At 54.0% G+C, this 13,002-nt stretch carries 11 protein-coding genes and 2 pseudogenes; 11 read left to right on the top strand and 2 right to left on the bottom strand.

All coding sequences use genetic code 11. The annotated features are described in order from the left end of the window. The first annotated feature begins 113 nt into the window (after positions 1-113). From dnaB to NH344_RS07160, 3 genes are all read left to right on the top strand, one after another. Positions 114-4,295, top strand: coding sequence for a replicative DNA helicase (gene dnaB / locus NH344_RS07170; protein WP_366072575.1), 4,182 nt, complete (start codon positions 114-116; stop codon positions 4,293-4,295). Positions 4,296-4,377: 82 nt separating this feature from the next. Beyond that, on the top strand, positions 4,378-4,671 hold the full coding sequence (locus tag NH344_RS07165) for a hypothetical protein (protein WP_253027695.1): 294 nt from the start codon (positions 4,378-4,380) through the stop codon (positions 4,669-4,671). A 139-nt stretch (positions 4,672-4,810) separates the two neighbouring features. Then, positions 4,811-5,113 carry a DUF6482 family protein gene (locus NH344_RS07160; protein ID WP_062361660.1) on the top strand — a complete coding sequence of 101 codons (303 nt, stop codon included), beginning with the start codon at positions 4,811-4,813 and terminating at the stop codon, positions 5,111-5,113. Positions 5,114-5,138: 25 nt separating this feature from the next. Here NH344_RS07160 and NH344_RS07155 read toward each other — a convergent pair. Both NH344_RS07155 and NH344_RS07150 read right to left on the bottom strand, forming a co-directional pair. After that, a pseudogene (locus NH344_RS07155) lies at positions 5,139-5,318 on the bottom strand (DCC1-like thiol-disulfide oxidoreductase family protein); the annotation flags it as partial. Between the two features lie 2 nt (positions 5,319-5,320). Then, positions 5,321-5,467 (bottom strand): annotated as a pseudogene (locus NH344_RS07150) (cryptochrome/photolyase family protein); the annotation flags it as partial. Positions 5,468-5,579: 112 nt separating this feature from the next. On the opposite strand from NH344_RS07150, the gene hemH reads away from it, so the two are divergent. The 8 genes from hemH to mnhG all read left to right on the top strand — a co-directional run bounded on the left by hemH (position 5,580) and on the right by mnhG (position 12,747). Then, positions 5,580-6,659 carry a ferrochelatase gene (gene hemH, locus NH344_RS07145; RefSeq protein WP_044628496.1) on the top strand — a complete coding sequence of 360 codons (1,080 nt, stop codon included), beginning with the start codon at positions 5,580-5,582 and terminating at the stop codon, positions 6,657-6,659. A 200-nt stretch (positions 6,660-6,859) separates the two neighbouring features. Continuing rightward, positions 6,860-9,208: a putative monovalent cation/H+ antiporter subunit A gene (locus NH344_RS07140; RefSeq protein WP_253027694.1), complete on the top strand. Its 2,349-nt coding sequence runs from the start codon at positions 6,860-6,862 to the stop codon at positions 9,206-9,208. Then, positions 9,201-9,632, top strand: coding sequence for a Na+/H+ antiporter subunit B (locus NH344_RS07135; protein ID WP_044628498.1), 432 nt, complete (start codon positions 9,201-9,203; stop codon positions 9,630-9,632). Before NH344_RS07140 ends, NH344_RS07135 begins: the two co-directional genes overlap by 8 nt. A gap of 33 nt (positions 9,633-9,665) precedes the next feature. Next, positions 9,666-10,013, top strand: a complete 348-nt coding sequence (locus NH344_RS07130) for a Na+/H+ antiporter subunit C (RefSeq protein ID WP_044628499.1) — start codon at positions 9,666-9,668, stop codon at positions 10,011-10,013. After that, the gene (locus tag NH344_RS07125; protein ID WP_062372776.1) at positions 10,010-11,611 is read left to right on the top strand and encodes a Na+/H+ antiporter subunit D; all 1,602 of its coding nucleotides are present in this window, start codon (positions 10,010-10,012) and stop codon (positions 11,609-11,611) included. The genes NH344_RS07130 and NH344_RS07125 overlap by 4 nt, the downstream gene beginning before the upstream one ends. Next, positions 11,608-12,081, top strand: coding sequence for a Na+/H+ antiporter subunit E (locus tag NH344_RS07120; RefSeq protein ID WP_044628501.1), 474 nt, complete (start codon positions 11,608-11,610; stop codon positions 12,079-12,081). Before NH344_RS07125 ends, NH344_RS07120 begins: the two co-directional genes overlap by 4 nt. Next, complete coding sequence (locus NH344_RS07115; protein WP_044628502.1) at positions 12,081-12,350, top strand: cation:proton antiporter; 270 nt, start codon at positions 12,081-12,083, stop codon at positions 12,348-12,350. Before NH344_RS07120 ends, NH344_RS07115 begins: the two co-directional genes overlap by 1 nt. Then, positions 12,343-12,747 carry a monovalent cation/H(+) antiporter subunit G gene (gene mnhG / locus NH344_RS07110; protein WP_044628503.1) on the top strand — a complete coding sequence of 135 codons (405 nt, stop codon included), beginning with the start codon at positions 12,343-12,345 and terminating at the stop codon, positions 12,745-12,747. Before NH344_RS07115 ends, mnhG begins: the two co-directional genes overlap by 8 nt. Positions 12,748-13,002 lie beyond the last annotated feature (255 nt).

The raw sequence follows: 13,002 nt of genomic DNA, 5'->3' as shown, positions 1-13,002 counted from the left end.
AACGCCTCTAAGGGCGCGGGATATCCCGCGCCCTTTGTCTTTTTAAGCTGCTACTGATTCGCTATGCCAGTGGTACGAAGGAAGCTGCCCGGCTAAGATAAGCGCCGTTGGCAATGCGTTATTTTAAGGAGCTCGCTATGCAGGACCAGCCTTCTGCTGATCAAGAAACGGCGGCGCTTAAGCTGCCGCCGCACTCGCTAGAGGCGGAGCAGTCGGTGTTAGGCGGGCTTATGTTGGACAATCAGGCGTGGGACAACGTCTCTGAGCGCTTGGTAGCCGACGATTTTTATCGTTATGAGCACCGGTTGGTGTTCAATGTCATGATTCATCTAGCGGAGTCAGGGCAGCCGCTAGACGTAGTCACGCTTTCCGAAGCGCTGGAAGCCCGTGACCAGTTAGATACTGTAGGTGGGCTCGGGTTTTTGGCAGAGCTGGCCCGCAATACACCCTCAGCCAGCAACATTCGCGCCTATGCAGATATTGTTCGCGAACGCGCCACGCTGCGTAAGCTGATTCGGGCAGCCAATCAAATTGCTGAAGGGGCGTTCTCTCCGCAAGGGCGGCCCGCCGATGAGCTGTTAAACGAAGCCGAGCGGCTAGTGTTTCAAATTGCCGAAGAGCGCCCCAAAACCGGTGGCCCCATTGGTATGAGCGACCTGCTTACCAAAGCGGTCGACCGTATCGATGAGCTCTTCAACCTCAAAGGCGAGATGACCGGGCTATCGACCGGCTTCCGTGACCTGGATGAAATGACCTCCGGCCTGCAGCCCTCGGACTTGGTGATCATCGCCGGGCGCCCCTCGATGGGCAAGTGTTTGATGAGTGGGTCGCGCCTAGTGGACCCAGATACTGGAGCGCTGGTCACGATTGATGAACTGGTTGCTCGCCAACAAGCACGGCTTTTAACGTTAACCGATGATTTTAAGTTGAAAAAATCGCAGGCATCGGCGTTTGTTGATGACGGTCAAAAGCCCGTTTTCCGTGTTCGTACCGCAACAGGGAGAGAAGTTGCGACAACACTAACGCACCCGTTTTTAACGGGAGAGGGTTGGAAGCCACTTCAAGAAATAGCTGTTGGCGAACGTATTGCTGTGCCCCGTGAAATACCTGTGTTTGGCCATGAAGCTATGCCTGACTATCAAGTAAAAATCTTAGCTTTTATGTTAGCCGACGGGGGCACCACGCAGGCCTGCCCTATGTTCACCAATAGTAACCCGCTACTGCGTGCGGATTTCACCCAAGCGGTAAGCTATTTTCCTGGTGTAACATGCCGTTTAGTTGAAGATGCCGCAGAAAACATGGGGCGAACGCCTATTCTGCGGGTGAGCCGTGATGCTAGTCGTCTACGCCCTTTAAGAGAGCAGTTTGCAAGCAGCTTACGTATGAAGCTGCAAGCACATAGCATGACCGGAGAAGCGCTGGCATCGCTGCTCAACGTGAGTAAGGCAGCCGTAAGTGCCTGGTGCAGCGGGAAGACCGTTCCAGCTCAGCCAACATTTCTGCGCCTTTGTGATTCGTTAAGCATACCTTCAACGGGGGACGATGCTGGTTTTGATTATGGCGCTATAGCAAAAAATTCTCCGAACCCTGTAAGAGTGTTTCTTGAAACGCATGGTGTTTGGGCGAAAAAAGCACTGCATAAACGGGTGCCAGACTGCGTATTTCGCTTACCTAAACAGCTGCTAGCGCTATTTCTCAATCGTCTCTTTGCCTGTGATGGTAGCGCCTTTGTACAGGCAAATAGTCAAGGCCGTATCAGCTATGCTTCATCGAGTCGTGAGTTGGTCCGTGATGTACAGCATTTGTTACTGCGCTTTGGTATTTTGAGCAAAATCCGAGAGAAGCAGAATCACTATGTCAATCTGTGCCAGTCACCCTGGGAGCTTGAGATACTCGATCAAGCAAGCCTGAAGCGTTTTATCCAAGAGATTGGCATTTTTAGCAAAGAGCAGGCATTAGAAGCGCTGAGCGCCTGTCTTGATACTAAGTGCGCACATAGTAATCGCGACAGCCTACCTAAATCGGTCAATCGCTATGTGCTTGCCAAAAAAGGGCAGCGGTCCTGGCGTCAGTTGTTTGAGCAGGCGGGCGAGTCTTTGCCAGTGGGTTATAATCCGCATCTGTCAGCAGGTAGCGAGCGGTGCCTATCGCGTCGCCGAGCCGCCGAATTTGCTCGCCTGCTGGAAGGGGATGTGTATCTTGAAAATTTAGCCACGTCCGATGTGTATTGGGATGAGATTGTCGCCATTGAGCCGCTCGGGAGGCAGCAGGTCTACGACTTGACGGTGGATGACACACATAATTTCGTCGCCGAGGATATCTGTGTCCATAACACCACCTTTGCTATGAACCTAGTAGAGCACGCGGTCATCTCTAGCGACAAGCCGGTCATGGTGTTCTCCATGGAGATGCCCGCCGAATCGTTAATGCTGCGTATGCTCTCTTCGCTAGGGCGCATTGACCAAACGCGGGTTCGCTCGGGGCAGTTAGAAGATGAGGATTGGCCCCGCCTTACCTCAGCGGTGAATCTACTTAAAGACAAGCAGCTGTTCATCGATGATACCGCCGCGCTCTCACCCAATGAGATGCGCTCACGCTTGCGCCGCGTGGTACGCGAGCACGGCAATATGGCGCTGATCATGATCGATTACCTTCAGCTGATGCAGATCCCAGGCTTTTCTGAAAACCGCACCGGTGAGATCTCTGAAATCTCCCGCTCACTCAAAGGGTTGGCAAAGGAGTTCAACTGCCCGGTCGTGGCGCTTTCGCAGCTGAACCGCTCGCTAGAGCAGCGCCCCAACAAGCGCCCCGTGATGTCGGATTTGCGCGAATGTGTCACGGGAGACACGTTGGTCATGCTGGCTAATGGAGAGCGACAGCCCATTCGCGAGCTGGTAGGGAAAACGCCTAGCGTTGTCTCGTTAGGGGAGAACGGTAGGCTCCATCGCTCCGCCACGGATCTAGTGTGGTCAGTGGGTGTCAAACCTATATTTGAAGTCTCCCTCGCTAGTGGGCGGCGTATTCGTGCCACTGCTAAGCATCGCTTAAAAGCACTGTGGGATTGGAAAACCGTGGCCGAGCTGAAGGTGGGTGACCGTATTGCGTTAGCAAGGCAACTCCCCGAGCCAGAGAACCCGGTGGTATGGGAGGAGCACGCGCTTATCCTGCTAGCCCATTTGTTGGGCGACGGCAGCTATGTCAAAGGCCAACCGCTACGTTACACCACGGCCAGCGAGGCGAATAGTGAGGCTGTCCAGTGCGCCGCTGAGCAATTTGGTTCAACCGTTACCCGCCAGGCCGGGCGTGGTAACTGGCATCAGCTCGTCATTGCTGGTAATGGCAATCGCTGGCATGCACAAGGGGTAGGGCGTTGGTTGAAATCATTGGGGATTTTTGGGCAGCGCTCTGCTGAAAAATATATTCCTAGCGATGTTTTCAAGCTCTCCAATCAGCAGCTGGCGCTATTTATGCGTCATCTGTGGGCAACCGACGGCAGCATTACGACGGATAAAAATGGCCGAACCCGGCTCTACTTCGCAACGGTTAGCCGTCGCCTTATTGATGATGTTAGCGCCCTGCTGCTGCGCTTCGGTATTGTGACCAGAATTCGTCACGTTCTATCGGGTGAAGGTGGCGGATGGTATACCGCAGATGTATCGGGAAGCGAGCAACAGCAGCGCTTCGCCCGGCTGATTGGTGCATTTGGTCATCAGCAGCCAGCGCTGGAGCGAATTAAAGCGTCAACGATGACGGCCAACACCAATATCGATACTTTGCCGCAGGAGGTATTTGATCACGTTAAACAAGCCATGGCGGCGAAAGGGATAAGCCAGCGGCAAATGGCGGCGATGCGGGGTACGGCCTATGGAGGCGCATCGCACTTTAGCTTCGCACCTTCACGTGCCACGCTCAGCAGTTACGCTGACGTGCTCGGTGATGCTGCTTTATCGCAAATAGCCTCCAGCGAGCTATTTTGGGATCAGGTCGTCGAGATACGTTCCTGTGGGGAAGAAGAGGTGTTTGACTTAACCGTACCGGGGGATGCGTGCTGGTTAGCCGACGGTATCGTGAGCCATAACTCGGGAGCGATCGAGCAGGATGCTGACGTCATTGCCTTCGTTTACCGGGATGAGGTGTATAACCCGGATAACCCTGACAACCAGGGGATTGCGGAGCTGATCATCGGTAAGCAGCGTAACGGGCCGATTGGTACGGTGCACATGGCCTTTATTGGTAAATACACGCGCTTTGAGGACCTGGCTCCCGATAGCTACGGCGAAGCGTTTGGCGATTAACTTGAGCGACATGGGGGAGAACGTATAATGCGCACCCTCATGAGCAGATAGCCTTGAGCAGATAGATAGACAGGAGTAGCAAATGGCAGGTGGTTTTAGGCGCGGTAACCGCAAGCGTCTTCCTAAGTTGGAAGGCCGTGGTGAACTCCAGTCGCTAGAGCGCGAGGGGCCTTTTAAAGAGTGGCTGGGCATGCCCGACCTTTATCGCTACTTTCTGGTAGTGGAGGGAGAGAAGTACAGCTACCAAACGGAAGATGCTGAACTTCCCGTCGCGGTCGACGACAAAGTAGTGTTTCGGTACAAAGAGACCAAAGGCGGTAATTGGATTGACCGTAACTCGCTGGGTAAGGCGATTGATCCGTCCGAGTATCAGTAAATCGACCATAAGTTGACGAGCTGGTCAGGAACTCTTTTCTGTTATTGCCCTCTTAGGCAGTTAGTGCCAAGGTAATATTATTGTCATGGGGCCGCGTCATGCTGTGCTCCATGACGATGACCAATAACAGGAGGGAACCATGGAACTGAAAGAGCTAAAACAGTTCGTCGCAAGCCACGACAACTTTGAGATTCGGGTGATTACCCATTCGGGAAGCCGCTTCTACCAAGTAGAGCTAGAAGATGTAGAAGGCGAACGCCATATACTGATGCAACGTAATAAGCCGATGCTGTTCCGTTCATTAGATGACGTTTATCTGGAGCTAAAACGTGCAGGCATCCATCGCGCTTACCTGGTGCAACATGTGCCGCAGGATGAAGTGATTGGTCACGACGCCCATTACAGCTCGCCGCTGACCTCGCGTATGCCGCTAGTTTTTTAATCACTGGTTAACGTAACGGTTTAACCTAACGCTTTTCCCACCACGGCCCCAGCCGGATACGGCGTCGGGCAAAAAAACGGTAGCCTGCATCCATCATGCTTCGCAGGCCCGGTAAGCAAGAAAGTCTTACCAGCCGCCGGTAGCCCAACACCGCATACAGGGCCCGGCTGGCGTCCATGCCGATAAACCATCTCCCCTGATTATCCTACCGGTTTTATGCAGGTGATGTGGCACGTAGCGTGCTTCTTCAGCCACTTCGCATAGCGCAACCACCGCATTGGAAGGCGCGTCGCAAAGCGTTGGAAGCGTCAGCGTGAGCTGGTCACCCAATACGAGCAGTAACGGCTTAGACATGAGTTGGCCTGAGATTATACAAATAGTGTTGATAGTATAACTTTATGCCGCGACTTTGCCGAAAAGTGTTAAGATTTTGCCCATTATGTACTGCACCTAAGGAGTGAGCGAGATGGCCGATAGCGTTGTAAAGGATCAACCCGGTGAGGGGCGTTTAACTCATGCGCCCAGCAGTCACCCTGCGGTTCCCCGCGCCAAGGTGGGCGTAGTTCTGGCCAACCTGGGAACACCCGATGCCACCGACTACTGGTCCATGCGCCGCTATCTCAGCGAGTTCTTATCCGATAAACGGGTTGTGGATTACGCCGGTTGGAAATGGCAGCCGCTGCTGCAGCTGATCATTCTCACCAAGCGGCCTTTTTCATCTGGCCATGCGTATAAAAGTATTTGGAATAATGAGAAGAATGAAAGCCCGCTGCTAACCATCACGCGTGCCCAAACGGAAAAAATGACCGAGCGCTTAAAGGCGTTGTATGGCGATGATGTAGAAGTTGATTTCTGCATGCGCTACGGCAACCCCTCCACCGATAGCGTGCTAAAGCGTATGAAAGAGAAGGGCTGCGAGCGCATTGTGTTCTTCCCGCTTTACCCGCAATACGGCTCGCCCACCACCGCGACGGCGAATGATCAGGCGTTTCGCACGCTGATGAAGATGAAGTGGCAGCCCTATATTCGCACCGTGCCCGCTTATTTTGAGCATCCTGCCTATATCCAGGCGCTGGCGAATTCGGTACAGGAAGCTTATGACGGGTTTGAGAGCCGCCCGACCAAGTTAGTTGCCAGCTATCACGGGGTGCCTGAGCGTTATTTAATGGAAGGCGACCCCTACCACTGCCAATGCCAGAAAACCACACGGCTGCTGCGTGAGAAGCTGGGCTTAAGCAAGGAGGAGGTGGATACCGCCTTTCAGTCGCAGTTTGGCCCCGAGAAGTGGGTTGGCCCGCAAACAGTGGAGCACGTTGCCGAGCTGGCCAAGCAGGGGCATAAGCATATTGCGATTCTTTCGCCAGCATTCTCTTCTGATTGTGTGGAAACCCTTGAGGAGATCAAAGAGGAGATCCACGACAGCTTTATGGAAGCGGGTGGCGAAACCTTTAGCTATATCCCCTGTTTGAATGACCGCGATGACCATATAGATGCACTGTTAGCAGTGGTCAATAACGAGCTCTCTGGCTGGTTGTCGACACCGTAAAGTCGCGTATTTGCTATAAAAATCGTCTAGCGTATTACGTTAGGCGGTTTTTTATTGGGGCCGTCTTTTCTAGAAATGTGAGAAACGCTAGTATAAGGTTTGTGCATATAAAATCACACTTATTCAACGTTTAAGCGGCTTGTGCATCTGTATAGGCGGCTTATTGGGATGAATGAACGTCACTAGGGAGAAAGCGCCGGATGCAATTTGCCGTGTTAATGGGCTTCGTGTTGGCAGCGTCTTCACCGCTGCTCAACCGTTGGTTTGGGGAGCGAACAAGCCTGCTGCTTGCGCTGTTTCCGGCGTTGCTGGCTGGTTGGCTTTTTAGTCAAGCGCCCCTGGTGTTGAGTGACGGGCCTCAGTTACTTGAGTGGTCGTGGGTGCCTTCGCTAGGCATTAGCCTTAGCTTTTTACTGGATGGCCTTTCTCTGCTGTTTGGCTTGCTGATTACGGTGATTGGCACCTGTGTCCTGGTGTATGCGGGTGGCTACTTAAAAGGCCACCAAGATATTGCCCGTTTCCACCTCGCCCTCGTCGCCTTTATGGCCTCTATGCTGGGGCTTGTGTTAGCGGACGGCCTGCTGACGCTGTTTATTTTCTGGGAGCTGACCAGCATCACCTCGTACCTGCTGATTGGCTTTAACCATACTGATATTGAAGCACGCAAATCCGCTCGTCAGGGGCTTTTTGTGACGGTTGCTGGTGGCTTGGCGTTAATGGCAGGTTTGGTGCTATTGGGTATCGCCAGCGGCAGCTGGTCTCTGAGTGAGATTTTGCAGTCAGACGATGACCTGCGCCAGCATGCGCTTTATGCCCCTATGCTGATCTGCTTATTGCTAGGAGCCTTTACCAAGTCGGCGCAGTTCCCATTCCACTTCTGGTTACCTAACGCTATGGCGGCGCCGACCCCAGTGTCGGCCTACCTGCACTCCGCTACCATGGTGAAAGCGGGGATTTACCTGTTGGCACGCCTTCAGCCTGAGCTGGGTGGCACGGCCATGTGGGTGACAATACTCTCAGTGGTGGGGGCGACCACCATGCTGACGGGTGCCTTCTTAGCCATTCACCATACCAATATCAAAAAGCTGCTGGCCTACTCCACCATTATGGCGCTGGGAACGCTCACTATGCTGCTGGGGATTGGCTCCGAATACGCCATGACCGCTTTTGTCACCTTTCTGCTCGCCCACTCCATGTATAAAGGGGCGCTGTTTATGGTGGCGGGCATCCTTGACCATGAAACCGGCACGAAAGACGTCACCGCCATGGGCGGATTACGAAGCGTTATGCCTGTCACGGCAGTGATCGCTTTTGTGGCGGCGCTCTCCTTGGCAGGGGTGCCGCCGCTGTTAGGCTTTATCGGTAAGGAACTCATGTTGGAGGCAGCGTTAGGCGCCGAGCGCGTTCAACTGTTGCTGGTGCTGTTTGCCTTCCTGGCAGCCATCTTGACCATTGCGGTGGCGGCGATTGTTGCGCTACGGCCGTTCTACGGCGCACGCCATGAAACTCCCCAAATACCCCATGAGGCGCCGTTGAGTATGCTGATAGGCCCAGGCCTATTGGCATTCGGGTCGCTCGCGCTTGGCTTGGCCCCTGCTGTGCTAGGGGCCGATGCGCTCTTGACCTCGGCAGCAACGGCGGTGGCGGGGGAGACGCTGCCGGTCTCGCTGTCGCTGTGGTACGGCGTCAACGTGGCGCTGATTATGTCGGTGGTGAGCTTGATCTTCGGCTTTTTGCTGTTCAAGCGGTGGGACAGCGTACGCGCCCAGTTAGCCAGGTTGGCACCGGTGATGCGTCATGGCCCCGAGGCGGGGTACGAAGGCTTGATGAATGGCATCGTGCGCTTCTCCGAATGGCAGACACGCCTGCTGCAAAACGGCTATATGCGCAATTACATCCTGGTCATGCTGGTAGTGCTGATCGCGCTGATTGGCAACTCAATACTGCTGCGCCACTCTCCGCAGCTGGCGCTCTCCCTAGACGTACGTTTCCATGAAGTCATTGTGGTGGGCACCATGGCAATGGGGGCGCTGTTTGCCACAATTTCACGCTCCCGCTTAGGCGCCGTGGTATCGGTGGGCATTATGGGCTTCTCTATCGCGCTGATCTTTATTCTGTTTAGCGCGCCAGATTTGGGGATTACCCAACTGCTGGTAGAAACCATGACGGTGATCCTGCTGGTATTGGTACTTTTCAGATTGCCGCGTTTTTCAAATCTCTCCACCAATCTTGAGCGCATCCGTGATGGGGCCGTTGCGGCCACCATGGGGGTGTTAATCTTCTTGCTGATCATAACCGCTTGGAGTATCGACCAGTTTGAATCGATCTCTACCTATATGGTGGAAAACAGCGCGCCGCTTGCCTATGGTCGCAATATCGTCAACGTCATTTTGGTGGATTATCGTGCCCTCGATACGCTCGGCGAGATGTTTGTTTTAGCGTTAGCCGCGATTGGTGTGATTGCGATGCTAAAGCTGCGTCATGGGGAGACAGAAGGCAAAGCGACGGATAGCGACAAAGCCAGCGTGAAGGAGCCCTACGATGGTTAAATCAGGCACGATTATTCTGAATACGGCAGCGCGGTTCCTGATGCCACTGCAACTGATGTTCTCGGTTTTTCTGCTGCTGCGTGGCCATGACGAACCGGGCGGTGGCTTTATTGCCGGATTGGTAGCAGCTGGGGCGTTCACTCTTTACCTGTTTGCCTTCGGGGTCAGTGCCACCAAAGAGGTGCTGCGCATGGTCGACCCGCGAGACTTGATCGGCGCAGGACTCTTTTTTGGGATGATCTCGGTAGTGCCCGCTTGGTTCATGGGGCAGCCTTTTCTGACTGCTCAGTGGTGGACGATTCCGGTGATCGACTTTAAAGCGTCTACGCCGCTGATTTTTGATATCGGAGTGTATCTGGCGGTGTTGGGGTCGGTGATGGGCATGGTCATGGCATTAATGGAGGTGGATAAGGATGAGCCATAAGTTACCCAACCCGCTGTTTGCAGGAGGCCGCCCATGGAACCGTTAATGGCACTGGCGATTGGCCTGTTATACGCCACCGCTATTTTTATGATGCTACGCCGCTCTATCGTCAAACTCGTGATTGGCTTGATGCTACTCTCTAATGCCGCCAACCTGCTGATTTTTACTACCGCCGGTATGACTCGTGGCGCACCGCCGCTGATTCCTGAAGGGATGATGCAGCCTTTGGGCGATGTCGCTGACCCACTGCCTCAAGCGGTGGTGCTTACCGCTATCGTGATTGCCTTTGGGGTATTGGCGTTTGCGGTGGTATTGATCCGCCGGGCCTACGAAATCGTTAAGGCAGATGATTTAGACAAGATGAAGGATACCGACACGTGAGGCCTGAAGTCGCACTTCCCGTTTTGCTGCCGCTGCTTTCCGGGGCCATTTCGCTGATGTTTTGGCGCTCGAGGCCCATGCAGCGCTTTATTGCCGTGGCTGGCAACGTCGTACTATTTGTCGTCAGCCTGTGGCTGTTCGTTGCGGTCTTAGAAGATGGCTACATCACCATTCAAATGGGCAGCTGGCCAGCACCGTTTGGGATAACGCTCGTCGCTGACATGCTCAGCGCTGTGATGATTCTGCTCACCGGAATCATCGGCTTGGCCATGGGGATTTACTCCCTGGCGACGACTGGCCGCGGCCACGAAAAATTTGGCTACTACCCCCTTATGCATCTGCTGTTGGCGGGTGTGGCGGGTGCTTTTTTAACTGGCGATATCTTCAACCTCTATGTCTGGTTTGAAGTCATGCTGGTGGCTTCGTTTGCGCTCCTGACGCTGGGAGGCGAGCGCGCGCAGATGGAGGGCGCCATCAAGTATGTGACGCTCAATCTGCTGGCATCGGTCATTTTTCTCACTGCGGTAGGCCTGCTTTACGGCACGGTGGGCTCACTCAATATGGCCGATATCGCGCTGCGCATGGATGAAGCCGAGCACAGCGGCATGGTTGAAGTGCTGGCGGTGATGTTTATGGTGGCCTTTGGTATCAAAGCCGCTGCGTTTCCGCTGTTTTTCTGGCTACCTGCTTCTTATCACACGCCTCCGGTGGCGGTATCCGCACTGTTTGCAGGCCTGTTAACCAAAGTGGGCGTTTACTCACTGTTCCGGGTATTTACGCTAATCTTCGATCAGACCATGGGCTATCTACAGGACATCATGCTGTGGGGGGCCGTTCTCACTATGGTGACCGGCGTGCTGGGGGCGGCCGCCCAGTATGAATTTCGGCGTATCCTCTCGTTTCATATCGTCAGCCAGATTGGCTATATGATCCTGGGGCTGGCGCTCTATACACCACTGGCGATTGCAGGCGGTGTGTTTGCCATCATGCACAACATCATTGTGAAGACGAACCTGTTCTTAATTAGCGGGATTACCCACCGCCTACAGGGCACTTACCAGCTTAAAAAGATGGGCGGGCTATATCGTGAACGCCCTTGGCTGGCCGTGGCGTTCTTTATTAGCGCCTTCTCTCTGGCGGGCATTCCGCCGCTGTCGGGTTTCTTTGCCAAATTCGTGCTGGTGCGCGCAGGCTTTGAGGCAAAGGCTTACGTGGCGACCGGCATCGCCCTGGCCGTGGGTTTGATGACGCTCTACTCCATGGTGAAGATCTGGAACGAAGTGTTCTGGAAGGCGCTACCTGAAGAAAACCAGGTGCCCGAAACACCGACACCGACAGGCGATGATGGCCGGTTGCTGAAGCCCAGCCTGTGGATGATGTATCTGCCTGTCGTGGTGCTGGCCATGATGTCCCTGCTCATTGGCGTGTTTGCCGAACCCATCATGCTGGTGATGAACCAAATAGGCGATCAATTGATGACGCCCTCAGGCTATATCGAAGCGGTACTCGGTGCCTCCGCAAGTGCGGAAGCAGCGCTACTGGATCCCATTGAGATACAGGCCGAACGTGTCGATGACCGCTTGGAGGAAACACCATGACCGGCGCCATTTGGAACCTCTTGCTTGGTTTGGCCTGGGTGCTGCTGAGCGGCGACTTCTCCGGGTTGAATTTGTTGGTAGGGATGATTTTTGGCTATATCGCGTTGCTGCTGATTGAGCCTCAAGTCGATGGGTTGAAAGGCTATCCTGCTCGTGTGCCGCGCTTCATCGGCTTTCTCGGTTTTTTCATCAAAGAGTTGGTTCAGGCCAACTTACGCGTGGCATTCGATATCCTGACGCCGCCTTGGCACATGCAGCCGGGGGTCATTGCCTTACCGCTGTCGGCACGCACCGAAATGGAGATCACCCTGGTGGCGAATTTGATTTCGCTCACACCGGGTACCCTGAGCCTAGACGTGTCCGATGACCGTAAAGTGTTGTATATCCATGCGATGTTCCTGGACGACGAAGAGGAGCTTCGACGCAATTTGAAAGAGATGGAACACAGGGCACTGGAGTTATTTCGTTAATGGAAACCGTGATTTTAATTAGTCAGGTGATCATGGGCTTGGCGCTCGTGCTGACCTTCGTTCGCGTGGTGCGCGGACCTAGTCTGCCAGATCGCGTAGTGGCCCTAGAACTGTTCTCGACGACAGTCGTGGGGTTGGTCGGTGTGTATGCGATTCAATCGGGCGTCTCGAGCTTCTTGGACGCCGCGATCGTGATTGCGCTGATGGGCTTTTTAGCCGCCATTGGCTTTGCGCGCTTTTTAGAACGTGGAGGGCCGCGGGATGATTGATGTAATTAAAGGGGCCATGCTGCTAACAGGGTCTAGTTTTATGCTGTTAGCCGCCGTTGGTTTACTTCGCTTGCCTGACTTGCTGACGCGTATGCACGCCACCACCAAGGCGGCGGCACTCGGGGTGATTTTAATCATGCTGGCATCGGCCATGCATTTTGCTGAAGTGGGCGTAGTGGCACGCTCGTTTGCCATTATTGTGTTTATCTTAATCACTGCGCCGATTGCCGCCCACGTGATTGGGAGGGCCGGATACTTCGTGGGCTCAAGGCTGTGGAGCGGCACGGTGAAAGATGAATTGCGTCCTAACTACGACCCGCTTACCCATGAGCTTAAAAGCGGCATGGAAACCCAGGAAAACGCCAAGCGGCACCCGCGTAACACCGACCCAGATTAGCGCGACGAGCACTATCAACGACTTCTTTAAGCCACCTCGTTGTGGCTTTTTTTATGCCTAAAAAACCCGAAATAGAGACGCTATTCTGAAAAACTGTTATGTCAATTTATGTACAATAATTGTACTGTATAAGATGTTGTGTCCATGTATTGCGGCGTGGCGTGGCAGCGACTCCGCGACCCGCGCCAAGATAGGTATTTCAACGTATTAAAGCAAGCGGGCCATTACGACTCCAAAGGGCTTTACGTGGCATAC

This window comes from Halomonas sp. Ps84H-12, assembly GCF_024124725.1.
GTDB classification, from domain to species: Bacteria; Pseudomonadota; Gammaproteobacteria; order Pseudomonadales; family Halomonadaceae; genus Vreelandella; species Vreelandella aquamarina.
This window is presented reverse-complemented; position numbering and strand designations above follow the sequence as displayed.

Bases quoted from the DNA above. Each gene is read 5' to 3' on its own strand.
- dnaB (WP_366072575.1), top strand. From the start codon at position 114: ATGCGTTATTTTAAGGAGCTCGCTATGCAGGACCAGCCTTCTGCTGAT.
- NH344_RS07165 (WP_253027695.1), top strand. From the start codon at position 4,378: ATGGCAGGTGGTTTTAGGCGCGGTAACCGCAAGCGTCTTCCTAAGTTG.
- NH344_RS07160 (WP_062361660.1), top strand. From the start codon at position 4,811: ATGGAACTGAAAGAGCTAAAACAGTTCGTCGCAAGCCACGACAACTTT.
- hemH (WP_044628496.1), top strand. From the start codon at position 5,580: ATGGCCGATAGCGTTGTAAAGGATCAACCCGGTGAGGGGCGTTTAACT.
- NH344_RS07140 (WP_253027694.1), top strand. From the start codon at position 6,860: ATGCAATTTGCCGTGTTAATGGGCTTCGTGTTGGCAGCGTCTTCACCG.
- NH344_RS07135 (WP_044628498.1), top strand. From the start codon at position 9,201: ATGGTTAAATCAGGCACGATTATTCTGAATACGGCAGCGCGGTTCCTG.
- NH344_RS07130 (WP_044628499.1), top strand. From the start codon at position 9,666: ATGGAACCGTTAATGGCACTGGCGATTGGCCTGTTATACGCCACCGCT.
- NH344_RS07120 (WP_044628501.1), top strand. From the start codon at position 11,608: ATGACCGGCGCCATTTGGAACCTCTTGCTTGGTTTGGCCTGGGTGCTG.
- NH344_RS07115 (WP_044628502.1), top strand. From the start codon at position 12,081: ATGGAAACCGTGATTTTAATTAGTCAGGTGATCATGGGCTTGGCGCTC.
- mnhG (WP_044628503.1), top strand. From the start codon at position 12,343: ATGATTGATGTAATTAAAGGGGCCATGCTGCTAACAGGGTCTAGTTTT.